Here is a 19851-nt window from a genome sequence, read left to right as displayed (position 1 = left end):
AAAGCCCGTTAAATGAACATGCGTTCAATAACCGGGAGGGATGCTGCCAATGTTCACGCAGGGTATGGAGTTCGATCTGGGCGAAGATGTCAACGCCCTGCGCGATATGGTGCATCGCTGGGCACAGGATCGCGTAAAGCCGATCGCATCGCAGGTCGATCAAACCAACGAGTTTCCGAATGAATTGTGGACCGAGATGGGCGACCTGGGCCTGTTGGGAATCACCGTGGCCGAGGAATATGGCGGTTCCGGCATGGGCTATCTGGCCCATGTGATCGCGACCGAGGAGTTGGCGCGGGCCAGCGCAAGTGTCAGCCTGTCCTATGGCGCCCATTCGAATTTGTGCGTCAACCAGATCAAACTGAATGGCACGGATGCGCAGCGTGCGAAATACCTGCCCGATCTGTGCAGCGGCAAGGCCGTCGGCGCCTTGGCCATGTCCGAAGAAGGCGCGGGCAGCGACGTTGTCAGCATGAAGCTGCGGGCGGAAAAGAAGAACGACCGTTATGTGTTGAATGGCAACAAATACTGGATCACCAACGCTCCCGACGCGCAGACGCTGGTCGTCTATGCCAAGACCGACCCGGAAGCGGGCAGCAAGGGCATCACCGCGTTTATCGTCGAACGTGGCATGGCGGGTTTTTCAACCTCGCCCCATTTCGACAAGCTGGGCATGCGCGGGTCCAACACGGGCGAGCTGATCTTTGAAAACTGCGAAATCCCGTTCGAGAATGTCTTGGGCGAGGAAGGTCGCGGTGTGCGTGTGCTGATGTCCGGTCTGGACTACGAACGCCTTGTTCTGTCCGGTATCGGCACCGGCATCATGGCCGCCTGTCTGGATGAAGTCATGCCCTATATCCGCGACCGCAAGCAGTTCGGACAGCCGATCGGTTCGTTCCAACTGATGCAGGGCAAGATCGCTGATATGTATGTCGCGCTGAACACTGCCCGCGCCTATGTCTATGAAGTCGCCAAGGCCTGCGATGCAGGCAAGGTGACGCGGCAGGACGCTGCCGGCGCGGTGCTATATGCAAGCGAGCAGGCAATGGTGCAGGCTCATCAGGCCGTGCAGGCACTTGGCGGTGCGGGCTTCCTGAATGACAGCGTCGTCAGCCGTCTGTTCCGTGACGCAAAGCTGATGGAGATTGGCGCTGGCACCAGCGAAATCCGCCGCATGCTGATTGGCCGCGAATTGATGAACCTTGGTTGATCCAACCCATGAACGGGCTGACCAAATCAGGAGCTGATCTGTGATACGAATTGCCTTGTGCCTTGCCGTTTTCGCCGCTGCGCCCGTGCTGGCACAGGACAGTACCGAACCAGCTTCGGCTTTTGATGCCGCCTTGGTGGATGCCTGTCTGGACAGCGCACGCGAGCGAGAGGCGCAGGACCAGCAGCCTGCATGGGAAAGCTGCATCGCCGCCGCTGCCGATCCCTGCCTTGATGGGCCGGATGGAAGCACGACCGTCGGCATGTCCATGTGTCTTGGTCAGGAATACGACATCTGGGACGCCAAGCTGAACGAGGCGTATCAATCGCTGCTATCCGACGCCGAGGCCACGGATAAGGAAATGGCCGAACTGGGATCGGCGGCGGAAAAGCAGGTTCCCCATTTGCGCGATATGCAGCGCAACTGGATCGCGTTCCGTGATGCGGCCTGCGGTTACGAGCGCAGCCGTTGGGGCGGCGGCACGGGTGGTGGGCCAGCCGCAACCGAATGCATGATGCGGCTGACCGCACAGCAGTTCTTCTGGTTGCAGAAATACCAATGACGCGGCTAAGCGTTTGAACTGGGGGAGGGGATATGACGACAATCCGAATTCACATTCCAGCCCTGCTTGTCGCGGGCCTGTCCTTTGGCGCGGCATATGCGCAAGAACATATGGTCAACGAGATGATTGTTGATGTGTGCGTCCTTCAGACCGCAAAAGGTGAGACCGACCCAGATTGTATCGGCGTTGCGGCCGGGGCGTGTCAGACTGCAACGCAAAGCGGCTCGACAACGCCTGGAATCAGCGCATGCCTGATGTCGGAAAACGCAGTCTGGGACCGGCTGCTCAATCAGGAATATCAGGCAAATCGCAAGGCTTTCGCCGATACCCCCGGCATGACTGAGAAATTGCAAGCCGCGCAACGTGCATGGGTCGCCATGAGGGATGCGGATTGTGAAATTGCCTATGACCGATATGGCGGCGGCTCGATGCGGACGATCGCATCCGCCGCCTGCCAGATGAACCACACGGCGCGCCGGGCGCTGCAGCTGAGAGATATGCGGGAATATTAAGATGAAGCTGAAATCACAGGCGCTGACCAATTCCGATAGTTTCCGCAGCAACCGTCAGGCACATCTGGCATTGCTGGCGACGGCCCGGGATGCGGCCGAATTGTCCGCGGCTGGTGGCGGGCAAAAGGCCATGGACAGGCATGTCAGTCGCGGCAAGATGCCGCCGCGTGAACGGGTGGCGAACCTTTTGGATCCCGGCAGTCCGTTTCTGGAAATCGGCGCCACGGCGGCGCATGGCATGTATGATGGCGCAGCGCCGGGCGCAGGCATGATCGCAGGCATCGGCCGGGTCCATGGGCAGGATGTGATGGTCGTGGCCAATGACGCGACGGTCAAGGGTGGCACCTACTATCCGATGACGGTCAAGAAACATCTGCGCGCCCAGGAGATTGCCGAACAGTGCCATCTGCCCTGCGTCTATCTGGTCGACAGCGGCGGCGCGAACCTGCCCAATCAGGACGAGGTTTTCCCCGACCGCGATCATTTCGGTCGAATTTTCTACAATCAGGCGAATATGTCTGCCAAAGGGATCGCCCAGATCGCCGTGGTCATGGGCTCCAGCACGGCGGGCGGTGCCTATGTGCCCGCGATGTCGGATGTCTCGATCATCGTGCGCAATCAGGGCACCATCTTTCTGGCGGGACCCCCCTTGGTCAAGGCCGCGACGGGCGAGGTTGTCAGCGCCGAGGATCTGGGCGGTGGCGACGTGCATACGCGCCTGTCCGGGGTTGCCGATTATCTGGCCGAAGATGATGCCCATGCTCTGGCCCTGGCGCGGCGGGCGATCGCGAACCTGAACCGCAAATTGCCGTCGACAGTGGACTGGCAGTCGCCAGAAGCACCACTTTACGATCCCGAGGAAATCCTTGGGGTCGTGCCCGCCGATCTGCGCACCCCTTATGACATCCGCGAGGTGATCGCCCGCACCGTCGACGGCAGCCGCTTTGATGAATTCAAAGCGCGTTTTGGTGAAACGCTGGTCACCGGATTTGCACATATCGAAGGTTGCCCAGTGGGGATCATTGCCAATAACGGCGTGATCTTTTCCGAAGCCGCCCAAAAGGGCGCGCATTTCATCGAGCTGTGTTCGATGCGGAATATTCCGCTGGTTTTCTTGCAGAACGTCACCGGCTTCATGGTCGGTCGCAAATATGAAAACGAAGGCATAGCCCGCCACGGCGCCAAAATGGTGACGGCCGTGGCAACAACGAATGTGCCAAAGATCACCATGCTGGTCGGCGGGTCGTTCGGGGCGGGCAATTATGGTATGTCGGGCCGCGCCTATAGCCCGCGTTTCCTGTGGACATGGCCCAATAGCCGCATCTCGGTCATGGGGGGAGAACAGGCCGCAGGCGTGCTGGCCACCGTCAAGCGCGACGGAATCGAGCGTTCGGGCGGAAGCTGGTCCGCCGAGGAAGAGGCCGAGTTCAAGCGTCCGACGATTGAGATGTTCGATCACCAGTCGCATCCCCTTTATGCATCTGCGCGCCTTTGGGATGATGGGATCATTGATCCCCGCAAAAGCCGCGACGTGTTGTCCCTGTCGCTGCACGCATCGCTGAACGCGCCCATCCAGCCGACGCGCTTCGGCATTTTCAGGATGTGAGGGTCGTGATGATGGATGCCTCCGGCGGGGATATTTTCACACAGAAGATGGTGGGCGCGTCCTGTATCGCGATTATCATTCTGGATGCTGACGCCGCGCCGCATTTCAATGAGGTGCCCGGATGAGGGGTTCTTCTTTGCCTAAATACCCAAGACGCAACATTCCCGCCCTGTACCACTTAGCCAAGGACTTGCCATGTTCTCCAAGATCCTGATCGCCAACCGGGGCGAGATCGCCTGCCGTGTCATCGACAGCTGCCGCCGGATGGGCGTTGCGACGGTTGCCGTTTATTCCGATGCCGATCGCGGCGCACGTCATGTCGCAATGGCAGATCAGGCGGTTCATCTGGGCGGTCCCGCACCGTCCGATAGCTATTTGCGCGGCGATGCGATCATCGAAGCCGCCAAGAAGACCGGCGCGCAGGCAATTCATCCCGGATATGGATTCCTGTCCGAAAATCCTGATTTCGTGGATGCAGTCGAAGCAGCAGGACTGGTTTTCATTGGCCCTTCTGCCAAGGCGATCAGGGCCATGGGTCTGAAGGACGCCGCAAAAGCGCTGATGGAGGATGCGGGCGTTCCTGTCGTTCCCGGCTATCATGGGGCCAATCAGGACCCCGCCTATCTGGCGGATCAGGCAAGCCGGATCGGTTATCCGGTTCTGATCAAGGCCGTTGCGGGTGGCGGCGGAAAAGGGATGCGTCGCGTTGACGATCCCAAGGATTTTGCTGACGCCTTGGCCTCGGCCCAATCTGAGGCGAAGAACGCCTTTGGCAATGAGGCGGTTCTGATCGAGAAATATGTTCTTCAGCCGCGCCATATCGAAGTTCAGGTCTTCGGCGACGGTCATCGGGCGGTTTATCTGTTCGAGCGTGACTGTTCGCTTCAACGTCGTCATCAGAAGGTGATCGAAGAAGCGCCGGCCCCCGGCATGACCGATGAAATACGCAAGGTGATGGGGGCTGCGGCTGTCAGGGCTGCCGAAGCAATTGGGTACAAGGGCGCAGGCACGATTGAATTCATCGTGGACGGCGCGAATGGCCTGCGTGCGGACGGCTTCTGGTTCATGGAGATGAACACCCGTTTGCAGGTCGAACATCCGGTGACCGAGGCGATCACGGGCGTCGATCTGGTCGAATGGCAGTTGCGTGTGGCCAGTGGCGAACCGCTGCCGGCGCGGCAGGAGGATTTGCACATCAATGGTCATGCATTCGAGGCACGCCTGTATGCCGAGGATGTTCCTGCGGGTTTTCTGCCTGCAACTGGACGGCTTTCCCACCTGAAGTTTCCGGACGGTGCCCGGATCGAAACCGGCGTCAGGCAGGGCGATACCATTAGCCCGTGGTATGATCCGATGATTGCCAAGGTTGTGACACATGGTCCGACGCGCGCCATCGCCTTGCGCGGATTGGAAGCGGCGCTGGTCGATACCGAGGTCGCCGGCTCTGTCACCAATCTTGATTTTCTGATCGCGCTGACGCGGCATGAGGGGTTCCGTAAGGGCGAGGTTGATACGGGACTGATCGGGCGTGATCTGGACAGCCTGATTTCCTCGTCCGAAGCGGAAAGTGCGACCCGGGCTTTGGCGGTTATCGGTCTGGCGGGGCTTGCCAACCCCGAAGCACGTGGGGGGGCGACGCTTTGGCAGCCGCTGCGTCGGGCAATCGCCTGGGACGGTGGCGAAGCCGTGCTGGAGGTTCTTGGCCCCGGTGCCGCACGCGTGACCCTGGACGGCGGAACGCATGACATCCGCTGGCAAGGGGATCGCTGGTGGGTCGATGATGCGCTGCGTCGGAACCGGATCGTTACCCATGATACAGGCGTCAGCGTTTTTGGCGGGCGCACCGTTCATCTGACACCGCTTGATCCGCTGGCTCGTGACATATCAGCCGCTGGTGGCGATGCCCTGACACGTTCACCGATGCCCGGACTGGTCAAATCCGTCCATGTCGAGGCGGGCCAGCAGGTCAAGATCGGGGACCGGCTTGCCGTGCTGGAGGCGATGAAGATGGAACACAGTCTGACGGCGGCCCGTGACGGCGTCGTAGCTGAGGTTCTGGCAAAAGCTGGTGATCAGGTTGAAGCCGGCGCACCGTTGATTCGGCTGGAAGAGGAAGAAGCGTGATCCGCCTGCACCATATCCCCGGCTCACGTTCGGTCCGGGTGCTTTGGCTTCTGGAAGAACTGGGGCTGGAATATGAAATCCGGGAATGGTCGCTGACGGATGGATCACTGCGCAGCCCCGATTATCTGGCGATGTCGCCGGCAGGGCGCATTCCCGCGCTGGAAATCGATGGGCGGTCGATCTTTGAATCTGCTGCCATCGTGCAATATCTGACCGAACGGGAGGGGCGGCTGACCCCATTACCGGGCGATGCCGAGCGGGCAGATTTCTGGGAATGGATCAGCTTTGCCGAAACGCAGGCGAATATGTTGCAGGCGTTGAACATCCATCACATCTTTCTGCGCCCCGAAAGTGCGCGGTCGCTGCCGCTGATGAAACTGGACACCAGGCGGCTTGCCGTCACGGCGCGGGCGTTGGACAATCATTTGGCTGGCGCGGATACCTTGCTGTCAGAATTTTCAGGTGCGGACTGTATGCTGGGGTTCAATATTGATGCGGTATTCCGCTTTCTGCCCGCGCAGGCTTATCCGAATTTTGCGGCTTATCGCGACCGGATGACGGCACGCCCGGCATATCTGCGCGCAGCAGAGAAAGGTGGACGCAGCATGTATACACGCGATTTCTATGAGCTTCCCGATGGCTGATTTTGTTGAAATCTTTGAAATGGGTCCGCGAGACGGGCTGCAGAATGAAAAGCGACTGATCCCGGCGGATGAAAAGATCGCCTTGGTCGACCTGCTGTCGACGGCAGGCTTTCGCCGGATCGAGGTGACCAGCTTTGTCAGCCCGAAATGGGTGCCGCAGATGGCGGATGCGGCACAGGTCATGGCGGGAATACACCGCGTGCCCGGCGTCAGCTATGCCGTTCTGACACCGAATATGCAGGGCTATCAGGCGGCGCGGGTTGCAAAGGCGAATGAGATCGCCATTTTCGCCAGCGCCTCGGAAGCCTTTAGCAAGGCGAACCTGAATGCGACCATTGCGGAAAGCCTTGCACGCTTTGCTCCGGTGGCCAAAGCGGCACTGGCCGATGGAGTGCCGGTGCGTGGCTATGTCTCGATGGTGACCGACAGCCCGTTTGAAGGGGATGTGGTGGCCCCTGAAAATGTGGCAAGGGTCGTGGCGGCATTGCGTGACATGGGATGCTATGAAATCAGTCTGGGCGATACCATCGGTCAAGCAACGCCGGAAAAGATCGACACCATGTTGACGGCGGTTCTGGATCAGATGCCAGCCGAAAAACTGGCCGGACACTATCATGACACCGCAGGACGTGCCTTGCTGAACATCGACGCCAGTCTTGCCCGTGGTCTGCGTGTCTTTGACGCGGCTGTTGGCGGGTTGGGCGGTTGCCCCTATGCTCCGGGTGCCAAGGGGAATGTGGCGACGGAAACCGTCGCGGCCCATCTTGCAGCGCAGGGCTATGAAACGGGGCTAAACATGGATGTGATTCAGGAAGCCGCAAACATGGCGCGGGCGATGCGGGTGGCGGCGTGATCGGGCGCGAGATCGGGTGGGGTGCGCTTGCTGCGCTGACAGTGCTGGCGGGATGTGGCAGCACGGGCACGCAATCGGTGAACACGCCGGTTGCGGGTGCCAGCACGACCGCATCGGCAGCCTTCAACGCAGAAAGGCGTGGACTGAGCCATATCGGCCTGCGTGACTGCGGCAGTTATCGGCTGGATCTGTTTGCGCCGACACGACTGAATACCGCCAAACAATCGGATGGGGCGATCTATCTGCGTGCCTATACCTATGGTGCGGGTGGTCCGGTTCAGATGCGCATACCCGCCAGCGCGGCGCGTTTGCAGCGGCAGACGGGCGGGGCATGGCAGGACGTGCCCATGACCGCCTCGGCTATGGCATCTGCGGCCTCCGTGGCGGCATCGGGCGGCGTCGTCTCGACACCGATTGCACAGCAATTGGCGCAACCAACGCCATTACCTGCGGGTCAATATCGTCTGTGGTCAGGTCAGTTTGCGGCGCAGCGATCGGGTGGCGCGGCTTGTGCGCTGTCACCGCTGTGGCAATTCACCGTTGAATAGGAAATCCGATGTTTGAAACGATCCGGATCGATACCGACGCACGCGGCGTTGCGACCCTGTGGCTTGCACGGGCGGATAAACATAACGCGCTGTCCCAGCAGATGATGGAAGAGCTGACCACCGCCGCGACGCAGCTGGGCGGCGATCCCGCCGTCCGTGTTGTTGTGCTGGCGGCAGAAGGTGCCAGTTTTTGCGCGGGCGGTGATCTGGGCTGGATGAAGGCGCAGATCAATGCCGATGCGGATACCCGCCGCGCTGGTGCACGCGTGTTGGCCCATATGCTGTTTGCGCTGAATACGCTGCCCAAGCCGCTGATCGGGCGGGTTCATGGCAATGCGTTTGGCGGGGGCGTCGGCATGATGTCGGTCTGCGATATCGCCATTGTCGCCGATACCGCGAAATTCGGCCTGACCGAGGTGAAGCTGGGGCTGATCCCCGCAACCATAGGCCCCTATGTGCTGGCCCGCATGGGCGAGGACAAAGCGCGTCGGGTGTTCTTCTCGGCGCGACTGTTCGGCGCGGATGAGGCGGTGACGCTGAATTTGGCCGCCCGGGCCGTGACCCCGGATGATCTGGATACCGCGATCGAGGCGGAAATCGCCCCCTTCCTGCTGGGCGCGCCCGGTGCGATTGCGGCAGCCAAGGCGCAGTGCCGCTCTTTGGGTCCGCGCATTGATGAAGCCGTGATCGAGGACAGCATCGACCGGCTTGTTGCCGTCTGGGAGGGCGCAGAGGCCCCCGAAGGCATCGCGGCCTTCTTTGACAAACGAAAGCCCGCCTGGCAGGCGTGATGCCGCCAAACCCAATTGTTCAATCCTGAATTGTTTGATCTCCCGCCGTGACAATCACGATGTCGGGCCTATTCTGGATTGATCATCAGGGGGAGGGGACGATGAAACTGCACCGAAATCTGCTGTCGGGTGCCGCACTGTCATGCGTGATCATGACGTCATCTTTTGCGCAGGATGCGGGGGTTCGTGATGAATTCTTCTGGCTGGGTGAAATCAACAAGGCCACGACCGTCATCAACGCGCAGGAAGGATTGCTTGATCCCGCACTTGCGCCCGGAATTGCCACGGCACTGGCAAAGGTGATCGACGATGGCGAACAGCCCGACGCCGACCGCCCCGGCACGGTCATTACCTTCGAGCCGCTTTTGATCGAGGCAGGCGGGATTGATGTGACACTGATCCATGCAGGCCGATCCAGTCAGGACATGCACGCGACCTATCGTGCGGCGATGCTGCGGGATAAACTGCTGGAACTGGCGGATCAGTTGAACGCCACATCGGCAACGCTGGTCGATCTGGCGGACCGCCATAAGGATACGATCGTCCCGAACTATACCAATGGTGTGGCGGCGCAACCGAACAGCTTTGGCCATTATCTACTGGGCCACGCCGCGGGTTTTGATCGCGATGCGCAGCGCATCCGCGAAGCCTATGCCCGGATTGATCGTAGCGCGATGGGCACGACCGTGCTGAATGGAACAAGCTGGCCGCTGAACCGTGAACGGATGGCCGATTACCTTGGCTTTGCGGGGGTCGTGGACAATGCCTATGACGCCTCGCAGATTTCATCCATGGATCAGCCGGTCGAGGTGGGGGCGATCGTCACCTCGGTTGCGCTGCATATCGGCAATTTCGTCGAAGACCTGATGACGCAATATGCCCAGACCCGTCCGTGGATCTTGTTGGAGGAAGGGGGTGAGAACACTTATGTCTCCAGCGCGATGCCGCAAAAACGAAATCCGGGGCTGCTGAACAACACGCGTAGTGATGCGTCGACCGCGGTGACGCTGGCCATGGGGCCGGTCATCCAGACGCATAACATCACGCCGGGCATGTCCGACCCCAAGGATGTCGATGCGAATGCCGCAATGGTCGATGCCGGGATCGCGGCATTGGTGCGGCTGGACAAGGTGCTCAAGGCGCTGGTGATCAATTCCGATCGTGCGCTGGAAGAACTGAACAGCGACTGGACCGCATCGCAGGAACTGGCGGATGCGTTGATGCGCGACCATGGCCTGCCGTTCCGCGAGGGGCACCATTTCGCCTCCGAGATCGTCAACTATGCGCGGCAGAACAGCCTTGGCCCACTGGATTTCCCTTATGCCGAGGCACAGCGGATATATGCTGAAACGGTGGCTGGCACAGACCATCCACCAGCCCTGCCGTTGACCGAAGAGGTCTTTCGCGCGACGCTTGATCCTGTTGCCATCGTCCGGAACCGCGCGACCCTGGGCGGGCCACAACCGGCCGAGATGGCGCGGATGATTGGCAAAGCACGCGAAGGCTTGACCGCGCGGATGGCGTGGATCGCTGAAAAGCGCGATCATATCGACGCGTCGCTGGCGAAATTGGATCAGGATTTTGATGTGCTTCTGACGGATGGCGAAGCGCCCGTCGAAAGCCAGTAAGCACCCTTTGACCCAATAAAAAGGCCTCGGGCAAGGGCGACGCATTCCGCGTGCCGGGACATGACCCTTGCGGCTGCCGAGTCTATTACAACTGGTTCGGGATCCGGCAATATGTCAGACTTTCTGCGAAGTGGCGGAAGTAGCGTCGAGGTTGTTGGCAGCGTCTCATCGATCAGTAAGCCGGGTTCCGATACAATAATCCCTGTTTCAAAGCGACGGACCAAGACACCAACGCTTCTCGCACTGGCGAAGCGGCTTGGGGCGGATGCACTGAAAGCGGGCTCGAAATAAACGCAGGCCTCCGATCGCCGCGTGCTTCCCCGCTCTGGCGTCAAATATCGCCAAGCCGCCTTGGCGCCCACCAGCTTGCCAGTGCCATCATGCCGCAGCGCTCGGACACAACGCCAGCACGGCCAGCTGACAGCAGCGTGTCGATCAGGCGACCGGCGGCATTGGCCATGTCATAGAAGCCGACATCGCGGGTGATGCGCTCGGCCGATCCAAAGGCGAGGATCAGCTGGGAATGGACCGAGGAATTCACCGCGAAGACGAAGCCGAAGAGCAGTAGCCCCGCGATATATTCCAGCGCCTTTGCCAGTTCGGCGAGTTGGTCGTCGTTCATGGGCAGAAATGAATAGTATTGTTAATCAGAGCCTCGACAATATTTTGCCGAGGCTCTGGCATGTCAGAAACTGGGCGTGCGTTCCGGACAGGCGGAGCTTTGAAATTTCAGCGCAAAGCCAGTCTTACATCCCGGCATAAAGCGGGAAGCGGGCGCAAAGCTGGGCCACTTCGGCTTTCACCTTTTCCTCGACTTCGGCGTTGCCGTCTTCACCGTTCTTGGCAAGTCCATCGACAACTTCGACGATCCAGCGGGCGATCTGGCGGAACTCTTCTTCCTTGAAGCCGCGCGTCGTACCAGCAGGGGCACCCAGACGGATGCCCGAGGTGACAAAGGGCTTTTCCGGGTCGAACGGAACGCCGTTCTTGTTGCAGGTGATATGGGCACGGCCAAGGGCGGCCTCGGTCGCCTTTCCGGTCACGCCTTTGGGTCGCAGATCGGCAAGACACAGATGGTTGTCGGTGCCGCCCGACACGATGTCGATGCCACCTTTCATCAGCTCGTCCGCCATGGCGCGGGCGTTTGCGACGACCTGTGCGGCGTAATCGTTGAAGGATGGGTCCAGCGCCTCTTTGAAGGCGACGGCCTTGGCTGCGATCACATGCATCAGCGGGCCACCCTGCAAACCGGGGAACACAGCACTGTTGATCTTTTTCGCGATATCCGCGTCATTTGTCAGCACCATGCCGCCGCGCGGGCCGCGCAGCGATTTATGGGTGGTGGTGGTGACGACATGGGCATGCGGCAGGGGCGAGGGATGCTGGCCACCTGCAACAAGACCCGCGATATGGGCCATGTCGACCATCAGATAGGCGCCCACCTCATCCGCGATCTTGCGGAATGCAGCCCAGTCCCAGACACGGCTATAGGCGGTGCCACCTGCGACGATCAGCTTTGGCTTATGTTCCAACGCCTTGGCGCGGATATCTTCCATATCCAGCAGTTGATCCTGCTGACGCACGCCATAGCTGACGACGTTGAACCATTTGCCCGACATGTTGACCGGGCTGCCATGGGTCAGGTGACCGCCTGAATTCAGGTCCAGCCCCATGAAGGTGTCGCCCGGCTGCAGCAGCGCCAGAAACACCGCCTGGTTCATCTGCGAGCCCGAATTCGGCTGCACGTTGGCAAAACCGCAATCGAACAGTTCCTTCGCCCGCTCGATCGCCAGATTTTCGACGATATCGACATATTGGCAGCCGCCATAATAGCGTTTGCCCGGATAACCTTCGGCGTATTTGTTCGTCAGGACCGAGCCTTGTGCCTCCAGAACGGCCTTCGAGACAATGTTTTCGGATGCGATCAACTCGATTTCGTCGCGTTGACGGCCAAGCTCCAGCTTGATCGCGCGGGCGATTTCGGGATCGCGGCTATCAATCGTCTCGGTAAAGAAGCCGGTATCTGTGGTGGAAGAGGTCATCGGTCTCGCGTCCTTTCGTCAGGCCAAGGGGCGGTTTCGCTGCGTTCTCTTAACCCAAGGTCGAATAAGCGGAAAGTGTCAAAAGCGACCGCACGCGGCTGCGGCGCGACGGGGCTTGCGTTCAAGCGGCCTGCATCCGATGCTGCCCCGGTCAAGGGAGGTTGGTTGACGATGTCGCCACGGGTTCATTTCACCGCAAGTCAGGCAGATCATGCCCAACAGGCGTTGTCCGTCATGGTGAAGCGATACGGTCATGTTCCGCTGGCAGAGGCCGGGATTGTCGTAGCCCTTGGGGGTGACGGATTCATGTTGCAAACCCTGCATGCGATGCAGGGGCAGGGGCACGATTTACCGGTTTACGGGATGAATCGCGGAACGGTTGGCTTTCTGATGAATGCTTATTCCGAAGATAACCTGCCTGATCGGCTGGCCATTGCCGAAGAAACCGTCATCAATCCGCTGCAAATGCGTGCAACCCGCGCCGATGGAACGGTTCAGGGGGCGCTGGCAATCAATGAGGTCAGCTTGCTGCGTGAAGGCCCGCAGGCGGCCAAGCTGCGCGTTCATGTCGATGGCAAGATGCGGATGGAGGAACTGGTCTGCGATGGCGTCCTTGTGTCGACGCCGGCTGGGTCAACCGCTTACAATTACTCTGCGCATGGCCCGATTCTGCCGATCCGGTCCGAGGTGTTGGCCCTGACCGCGATCGCGCCGTTTCGTCCGCGCCGTTGGCGTGGCGCTTTGCTGCCCAAAGCTGCGAATGTCGTCATCGAGGTTCTGAACCCTGAACGCAGACCGGTCATGGCCGATGCGGATTCACGCTCGGTCCGGCATGTGACCAGGGTGGAAATCAGCAGCGCACAGGATGTCCGCCATCGCCTGCTGTTCGACAGCGGGCATGGACTGGAAGAAAGACTTCTTCGAGAGCAGTTCGTTTAAGACGCGAAGATCGGCCACGCCGCAGGCTGGCCGTTCTTCACATGTAAAACTGTATCAGCTTAATGTGCATATGGCCGGGCGTCGTGATGCGCCGCAGCAGGAAAAACGGTGACGCCGTGACGGCTTTCAGGTGCCAGCACTGCACAGGAAAAGGCCAGAAAGCGACCGTCGTCATTCTTGACGATATCGCCCATCGGTTCGGGCTGCCAGCCCAGCTTCGTGGCCATCCGCAGGAATGCAGGCGGACCCAGAAACAGGCATTGGTCTGCGCCCAGCGTGAACAGATAAGCGTTGGCGGCTTCCAGGATACGCTCGGCCAATCCGGGCACGGGTTGCGCGGCAAAGCGGGTCAGTTCCCAGCTTTTTGCGTCAACCGGCGGCGTGTCGGTGCACAGATTGTGCGGCATGCCCGGCAGCAGTCCCAGATGGGCGTCGCGGATCATATAGGAATAGACAATCGCGCCATTGCCATATTCCTTGTCCGTGCGCTTCAATCTTGCACCACCCACAATTTCGCCATCGTGATGGGCGACGACATAGGCGGTATCAAAGGTATCGTACTGTTCGAATTCGATCCCCTCAGCGTGGTGCAGCGGCCAAGCCATGCGGTCCACGAAGATCTGCTTTCTAAAGCGCAAAAATGAGGTGATCAGGTCGAAACGGTGCATGTCGCGGGGAAGCACAACGACTTCGACCGTAACGTCATCACGCTGGATGGAGGTCATTTTAAAGCTCCTATTGTTTAACATATTCGGGAAGCCGGGCGAGGCCCAGAAATTGTCGTCCCGCGGTTTCAGGATTGGGTAGCCAAAGGCCCCATTGGGTCACTTCAATCGTCAAAACGCCGTCTTCCGCGTATTGGTCGAAGTAGGTCAGCATGGTCTCAACCATGTCGCGACTAAACTCGGCAGTTGCCAAGCGAGGTTCTCTTATTCCGCTCACCATCGAGGGTACTCCCATTTTGAACACATCTAATAAATGACCGATTTGAGTGATTGTCTTGCAAAAAGTCGCTAAACTGCCTTTCTAGTATGTCCGAAAAGACATAACTTGACGCTGACGTGAACACAGCAGGGAAAGATGGCGTGTTGAAGGATCTGATTCCAAACTTTGATGATGAAATCACCGCGTTGCACCAGTTAGCGCCATCGGGTTGGATCATGGGATTTAACCTGACCTATCGTGGGCCAGAACACCTGTTTAACGCATATCCCGAAGCGTGGCGTGCCGTTTACGAAGAACGCAATTACTTCTTCGGTGACCCGATTGCCGTCTGGACCATCACCAATGATGGTGCCGTGCGCTGGTCAGAAGTTCGCATACCGGATGTGCGTGGCGTGATGCGCCACGCGCGCCGCTACAAGCTGAATTACGGAATGGCGATTTCGCGTAAAGTGGCTGGAAAGCGTTCATTTTTAACCTTATCGCACCCTGATCGCGAATTCACCGATCAAGAGATCGCGACCGCGGCGACCAAGTTCAATCTGTGGACGGACCTTGTGCTGAACCGGGCCTCGCTGACCGTCGCTGAACTGGATGTGTTGCGCTGTTTTCGTGACGGAATGGGACAATCCGAAACGGCTGATTATCTGGACGTGTCTGAATCAACCGTAAAGCAGCGTGCGATCAAGGCGTGCAGCAAGCTGGGAGCCAAGACGCGAACGCAGGCTGTCGCCCTTGCCGTCGCCCGAAACTATCTGTGAACGCTTGGCTGGAGAAAATGTGTGATCAAATGACCGAAAGGGTACATGGGGTTCGCTCTGCCACGGCGGGGATTCGCGCGGACGTCAGACCATCCGTGGACTTTGCCGCAAGCGCTGACTAAGTAGCGCAAGGTTCCAGATGGAGTGCCGGGAATGAGAGTTGCAGTTGTTGGTTTGGGTTATGTCGGTTTGTCGAACGCCGTTCTGCTGGCGCAGCATTGGCCGGTCGTTGCACTGGACATCGTGAAAGAGCGGGTCGATGCGGTGAATGCCCGTAAAAGTCCGATCGAGGATGCCGACATCGCTCGGTTCTTTGTCGAACGTGAGCTTGATCTGACAGCGACGACGGACGCTGCTGAAGCATTGACTGGTGCGGATTATGTGATTGTCGCCACGCCGACGAACTATGACGCCAAGACCAACGGTTTTGACACCAAATCGGTCGAAACGGTCATTTCAAGCGCCCGTCAGCATGCACCCGACGCCATGATCGTCGTGAAATCCACCGTTCCGGTCGGCTTCACGCGCCGCATGCGCGATAAGTTCGGCTATGAAGGGATCGTTTTTTCGCCCGAATTTCTGCGCGAGGGTAAGGCGCTTTATGACAATCTGCATCCCAGCCGGATTATTGTCGGCGGTCAAAGCGAAAAGGCCCGCCATTTTGCCGAGTTGTTGAAGCAGGGCTCCGAGGACAAGAACGTCCCGATCCTGTTTACCGACTCGACCGAAGCCGAGGCGATCAAGCTGTTCGCCAACACCTTCCTTGCCATGCGTGTCGCCTATTTCAACGAATTGGACAGCTATGCACTGACCAACAATCTCGATCCGCGTGCCATCATCGAAGGCGTCAGTCACGATCCGCGGATCGGTGATTTCTATAACAACCCGTCCTTTGGGTATGGCGGTTATTGCCTGCCCAAGGATACCAAGCAGCTTCTGGCGAATTATTCCTCGGTGCCGCAGAACCTGATTGCGGCCATCGTGGAATCAAACCGTACGCGCAAGGACTTCATTTCCGAGCAGATCATTGCGCGCTCGCCCGAAACCGTGGGCGTTTATCGTCTGGTGATGAAAGAAGGTTCGGACAACTTCCGTGACAGCGCCATTCAGGGCATCATGAAGCGGATCAAGGCCAAGGGCATCCAATGCGTTGTTTACGAACCCGCGCTGGATGCCGAGGATTTCTTTCATTCACCGGTTGTGCGCGATCTGCACCAGTTCAAGGCGCAATCCGACATCATCATCGCAAATCGCCTGAACGCGGATATCGAGGATGTGGCCGACAAGGTCTTTACCCGCGATCTGTTGCAGCGCGATATTTAGGGCATGACACCCTCTGCCCGGATCGCTGCCGCTATCGAGGTTCTGGACCAGATACTGGGCGGCCAACCCGCCGAGCAGGCCTTGCTGCGCTGGTCGCGCACCAGCCGCTTTGCCGGATCGGGTGATCGGGCGGCTGTCCGCGATCTGGTTTTTGACGCCTTGCGCCGCCGCAACAGTCTGGCGGCCATGGGCGGTTCGCTGACGGGGCGCGGGCTGATGATCGGTGCGTTGCGCGCTGACGGCCACGATCCGGCTCAGGTTTTTACCGGGCAGGGCTATGCACCCGGCCCGTTATCCGATGCTGAAATGATGGCTGCTGGTGGCGATGTGGTCGATTTACCAGATTGGGCCATGCCTTATTGGCGGCGGTCGCTTGGTGATCAGGCGGAAGCGGTCGCAGATGCGATGCGGCAACGCGCCCCGGTCTGGCTTCGCGTAAATTCCTTGCGCGGCAACCCCGACAAAGCCATCTCCGCACTCGCCGGGGACGGCATTGAAGTTGAAGCAGACGACCGGCACCCGACGGCACTGAAAGTCGTCAGCAATGAACGCAAGCTGGCGCAGTCCGACGCTTATAAGGACGGGTTGGTCGAGCTGCAGGATTTGTCGCCACAGCTTGCCTGCGCAGCCTTGCCCGTACGACCCGGCATGCGTGTTCTGGATTATTGCGCGGGTGGCGGGGGAAAAGTGCTGGCAATTGCTGGCATGGCGGACAGGCTGAGTTTGACGGCACATGATGCCGATCCGGCAAGAATGGCCGATTTGCCCGCTCGAGCAAAACGTGCAGGCGCCCGCGTGCAGCTGATGAATAAGGTTGGCGGTCCGTTCGATCTGGTGATTGCCGACGTGCCTTGCTCGGGGTCTGGAACGTGGCGCCGCACGCCGGATGCGAAATGGCGAATGGCACCGGGCACGCTGGATGACCTGTTGAAAACGCAGCATGATATTTTGCGAAACGCCCTGAGCTTCGTCGGCCCGGGCGGCTATCTTGCCTATATGACCTGTTCTCTTTTTAGTGAAGAGAACGACGATCAGATTGATGCTTTTCTGGCAGAAACCCCGTTTGAACAGGTGGCCCGCCATCATTGGACGCCACTGGAAGCAAGCGACGGATTTTTTCTTGCGCTTCTGCAACGAGAGGTCTGATGTCCCGACAATTGCGGCAAATTAACGCAATTTTAAATGATCCCTCGCTATTCAAGCCTTTGGATATTCGCAGAAAGGCGTGGCGAATGGCGCATTGGGACGACCAGAACGGAATTCCTCATTCAGCATTGACGGCGGTGCCGCTGCTGCTGTTGCCAATGGTGATCGGGGCGGGGGCATTGCTTCTGTGGCCCGAACTGGGGACCGGCACGATCGCGATCATTTTTTCGTCGGTGGCGGTTGCGTGGTATCTGCTGGGCGGGGCCATCTCGATCTCTCATGCACGTCGTCGCATGGCCAGCAGGCGTGCGCTGGCATCCGTCCGGGCAGAGGCTACCGCTGCACCCGAACCCATCTGGATCTGCGATGGCGAAGGGCGGGTGTTGTTTCAGAATCAGGCGGCACGCGACGATTTCGGGGACATCACCGGCCGAGGCATTTTGTCGCTATTGGTCCGCCTGCGGGCAGATGCCGAGGCGGAACTGACCCAACTGACACGACGTGCGCTGTATTCGAAATATGTCGAAATGCAGCTTTCGACCGGCGACGTGGTGGCACTTAGTTCCGCACCCGACGGGCTTTTGCAGATCTGGTCATATCACCATAATGGTCAGGGGCTGCGCGGCCTTTATCCAGATGATGGGGGGGATGTCGATGATTTTGAAGCCATGCCCGTCGCACTTTTGAAGATCGCCCCCGACGGAAACATCAGACGCGCCAATGCTGCGGCAAGGCGGCTGCTGCAGGGGGCTGTCCCGGATGAACAAGAGCCCGCAATTCATGTCGGCGCGCTGCTGGAGGGGCCTGGGCGGCCTATTTGTGAATGGATTGCCGAGGTTCTTAAAAATCAGGACGTCCTGACAAACGATATGGATGCCAGATCCGAGATTTTGCGGCTGCGGCTGGTTGAGGGCCGGGAAAGCATTGAGAAATATTTTCAGGTCTCGTTGGCATCCGATCCGACTGACCGGCCAGGCGTGATTGCCGTTCTCAATGACGCAAGTGCTTTGAAAACGCTGGAAGCGCAGTTTGTGCAAAGTCAGAAGATGCAGGCAATCGGTCAATTGGCGGGCGGAGTGGCGCATGATTTCAACAACTTGCTGACCGCCATTCGTGGTCACTGTGATTTGCTGATGCTGCGTCATGACAAGGGCGATCAGGATTATGCCGATCTGGATCAGATAGGTCAGAATACGAATCGCGCCGCCGCTTTGGTCGGCCAGTTGCTGGCGTTTTCTCGTAAGCAGAATCTGAAACTGGAACTGATCGATCCGCGCGATACCCTGGCCGATCTGACCCATCTGCTGAACAGGCTGGTGGGGGAACGCGTCCGTCTTGCCATTAGCCATGACCGAAAATTGCGTCCAATTCGGGCCGACAAACGACAGCTGGAGCAGGTCATCATGAATCTGGTCGTGAATGCCCGTGACGCCATGCCCCTTGGGGGAGAGATTTTTGTCCGCTCTGATAATATCCTGCTTGAGGAACCGTTGGCGCGTAACCGTGTGGCGTTGCCCAAAGGCGAGTATGTGCGGATAGAGGTGCGCGATGAGGGGACCGGTATTGCCCTCGATATGCTGGACAAGATCTTTGAACCCTTCTTCACAACCAAGCGAACCGGCGAGGGCACAGGCCTTGGTCTTTCGACCGCCTATGGCATTGTGAAGCAGACGGGCGGATATATTTTTTGTGACAGTGAGTTGGGGAAAGGCACCTGTTTTTCACTGTATTTTCCTGCCCATGCCCATGCTGATCTGAATTCTCAGCCAGTCAGCGTACCCGTGATTGCGACAGATATGCGCAGTGAACGTCGTGCCACGGTGCTGCTGGTCGAGGATGAAGCCCCGGTTCGCGCCTTTGCCAGCCGTGCATTGCAGCTGAAAGGTTATGAGGTGCATGAGGCCGACAGCGCCGAAACTGCGCTGGAACTGTTGGCTGATAATCGGCTGAAGATCGACGTCTTTGTGACCGACGTTGTTATGCCCGGTATGGACGGCCCGACTTGGGTGCGTAGTGCCCTGAAAGACCGGCCAGATACGCGGGTCATTTTCATGTCCGGCTATACGGATGATATCTTCGGAGAAGGCCATTCCCCCATTCCCAATTCTGCTTTCCTTGCGAAACCCTTCACCCTTGCTGAATTGACCCAAACAGTCGCGATGCAACTCGACGGTTCCGAGGGGCCACCAGTTCACTAAGGCTGTGGTGACAAAAGGGTTT

19 protein-coding genes are annotated in these 19851 nt (G+C 58.9%); 15 read left to right on the top strand and 4 right to left on the bottom strand.

Annotated elements, in window-relative coordinates; all coding sequences use genetic code 11:
* The first annotated feature begins 49 nt into the window (after window positions 1-49).
* The 10 genes from H4P12_RS10325 (at window position 50) to H4P12_RS10280 (ending at window position 10478) form a co-directional block, all read left to right on the top strand.
* A complete protein-coding gene (locus tag H4P12_RS10325) occupies window positions 50-1210 on the top strand; it encodes an isovaleryl-CoA dehydrogenase (protein ID WP_187793606.1) in 1161 nt (386 codons plus the stop codon).
* A 40-nt stretch (window positions 1211-1250) separates the two neighbouring features.
* On the top strand, window positions 1251-1772 hold the full coding sequence (locus H4P12_RS19175; RefSeq protein ID WP_187793605.1) for a lysozyme inhibitor LprI family protein: 522 nt from the start codon (window positions 1251-1253) through the stop codon (window positions 1770-1772).
* 32 nt (window positions 1773-1804) lie between these two features.
* Window positions 1805-2284, top strand: coding sequence for a lysozyme inhibitor LprI family protein (locus H4P12_RS18780; RefSeq protein ID WP_187793604.1), 480 nt, complete (start codon window positions 1805-1807; stop codon window positions 2282-2284).
* Between the two features lies 1 nt (window position 2285).
* Window positions 2286-3890, top strand: coding sequence for a carboxyl transferase domain-containing protein (locus tag H4P12_RS10310; RefSeq protein WP_187793603.1), 1605 nt, complete (start codon window positions 2286-2288; stop codon window positions 3888-3890).
* A 195-nt stretch (window positions 3891-4085) separates the two neighbouring features.
* Window positions 4086-6014 carry an acetyl-CoA carboxylase biotin carboxylase subunit gene (locus H4P12_RS10305; protein ID WP_187793602.1) on the top strand — a complete coding sequence of 643 codons (1929 nt, stop codon included), beginning with the start codon at window positions 4086-4088 and terminating at the stop codon, window positions 6012-6014.
* A complete protein-coding gene (locus tag H4P12_RS10300) occupies window positions 6011-6658 on the top strand; it encodes a glutathione S-transferase family protein (RefSeq protein ID WP_343069804.1) in 648 nt (215 codons plus the stop codon). Before H4P12_RS10305 ends, H4P12_RS10300 begins: the two co-directional genes overlap by 4 nt.
* A complete protein-coding gene (locus H4P12_RS10295) occupies window positions 6651-7511 on the top strand; it encodes a hydroxymethylglutaryl-CoA lyase (protein WP_187793601.1) in 861 nt (286 codons plus the stop codon). The genes H4P12_RS10300 and H4P12_RS10295 overlap by 8 nt, the downstream gene beginning before the upstream one ends.
* Window positions 7508-8059 carry a hypothetical protein gene (locus tag H4P12_RS10290; protein WP_187793600.1) on the top strand — a complete coding sequence of 184 codons (552 nt, stop codon included), beginning with the start codon at window positions 7508-7510 and terminating at the stop codon, window positions 8057-8059. Before H4P12_RS10295 ends, H4P12_RS10290 begins: the two co-directional genes overlap by 4 nt.
* Window positions 8060-8067: 8 nt before the next feature.
* Complete coding sequence (locus H4P12_RS10285; RefSeq protein ID WP_187793599.1) at window positions 8068-8850, top strand: crotonase/enoyl-CoA hydratase family protein; 783 nt, start codon at window positions 8068-8070, stop codon at window positions 8848-8850.
* Window positions 8851-8951: 101 nt separating this feature from the next.
* Window positions 8952-10478 carry an argininosuccinate lyase gene (locus tag H4P12_RS10280; RefSeq protein WP_187793598.1) on the top strand — a complete coding sequence of 509 codons (1527 nt, stop codon included), beginning with the start codon at window positions 8952-8954 and terminating at the stop codon, window positions 10476-10478.
* A gap of 331 nt (window positions 10479-10809) precedes the next feature.
* Here H4P12_RS10280 and H4P12_RS10275 read toward each other — a convergent pair whose 3' ends face one another.
* Both H4P12_RS10275 and glyA read right to left on the bottom strand, forming a co-directional pair.
* Complete coding sequence (locus H4P12_RS10275) at window positions 10810-11100, bottom strand: hypothetical protein (RefSeq protein ID WP_425498214.1); 291 nt, start codon at window positions 11098-11100, stop codon at window positions 10810-10812.
* 124 nt (window positions 11101-11224) lie between these two features.
* Entirely contained in the window at window positions 11225-12520 is a 1296-nt protein-coding gene (glyA, locus tag H4P12_RS10270; protein WP_187793597.1) for a serine hydroxymethyltransferase, read from the bottom strand.
* A gap of 171 nt (window positions 12521-12691) precedes the next feature.
* On the opposite strand from glyA, the gene H4P12_RS10265 reads away from it, so the two are divergent.
* Window positions 12692-13459, top strand: coding sequence for an NAD kinase (locus tag H4P12_RS10265; protein WP_187793596.1), 768 nt, complete (start codon window positions 12692-12694; stop codon window positions 13457-13459).
* Window positions 13460-13518: 59 nt separating this feature from the next.
* Here H4P12_RS10265 and H4P12_RS10260 read toward each other — a convergent pair whose 3' ends face one another.
* On the bottom strand, window positions 13519-14184 hold the full coding sequence (locus H4P12_RS10260; RefSeq protein ID WP_187793595.1) for an acyl-homoserine-lactone synthase: 666 nt from the start codon (window positions 14182-14184) through the stop codon (window positions 13519-13521).
* Between the two features lie 10 nt (window positions 14185-14194).
* Complete coding sequence (locus tag H4P12_RS10255; protein ID WP_187793594.1) at window positions 14195-14350, bottom strand: hypothetical protein; 156 nt, start codon at window positions 14348-14350, stop codon at window positions 14195-14197.
* Between the two features lie 170 nt (window positions 14351-14520).
* Between H4P12_RS10255 and H4P12_RS10250 the strand changes: the two genes are divergently transcribed.
* The 4 genes from H4P12_RS10250 to H4P12_RS10235 all read left to right on the top strand — a co-directional run bounded on the left by H4P12_RS10250 (window position 14521) and on the right by H4P12_RS10235 (window position 19829).
* Complete coding sequence (locus tag H4P12_RS10250; protein WP_187793593.1) at window positions 14521-15162, top strand: autoinducer binding domain-containing protein; 642 nt, start codon at window positions 14521-14523, stop codon at window positions 15160-15162.
* A 153-nt stretch (window positions 15163-15315) separates the two neighbouring features.
* Window positions 15316-16485 carry a nucleotide sugar dehydrogenase gene (locus H4P12_RS10245; protein ID WP_187793592.1) on the top strand — a complete coding sequence of 390 codons (1170 nt, stop codon included), beginning with the start codon at window positions 15316-15318 and terminating at the stop codon, window positions 16483-16485.
* Window positions 16486-16488: 3 nt separating this feature from the next.
* A complete protein-coding gene (locus tag H4P12_RS10240) occupies window positions 16489-17631 on the top strand; it encodes an RsmB/NOP family class I SAM-dependent RNA methyltransferase (protein ID WP_187793591.1) in 1143 nt (380 codons plus the stop codon).
* Window positions 17632-17717: 86 nt separating this feature from the next.
* Window positions 17718-19829, top strand: a complete 2112-nt coding sequence (locus tag H4P12_RS10235) for an ATP-binding protein (RefSeq protein ID WP_246449227.1) — start codon at window positions 17718-17720, stop codon at window positions 19827-19829.
* Window positions 19830-19851 lie beyond the last annotated feature (22 nt).

The organism is Paracoccus amoyensis (assembly GCF_014490725.1).
GTDB classification, from domain to species: Bacteria; Pseudomonadota; Alphaproteobacteria; order Rhodobacterales; family Rhodobacteraceae; genus Paracoccus; species Paracoccus amoyensis.
The sequence above is the reverse complement of the archived record's forward strand: the minus strand, read 5'-3'. Positions and strand labels throughout refer to the sequence as shown.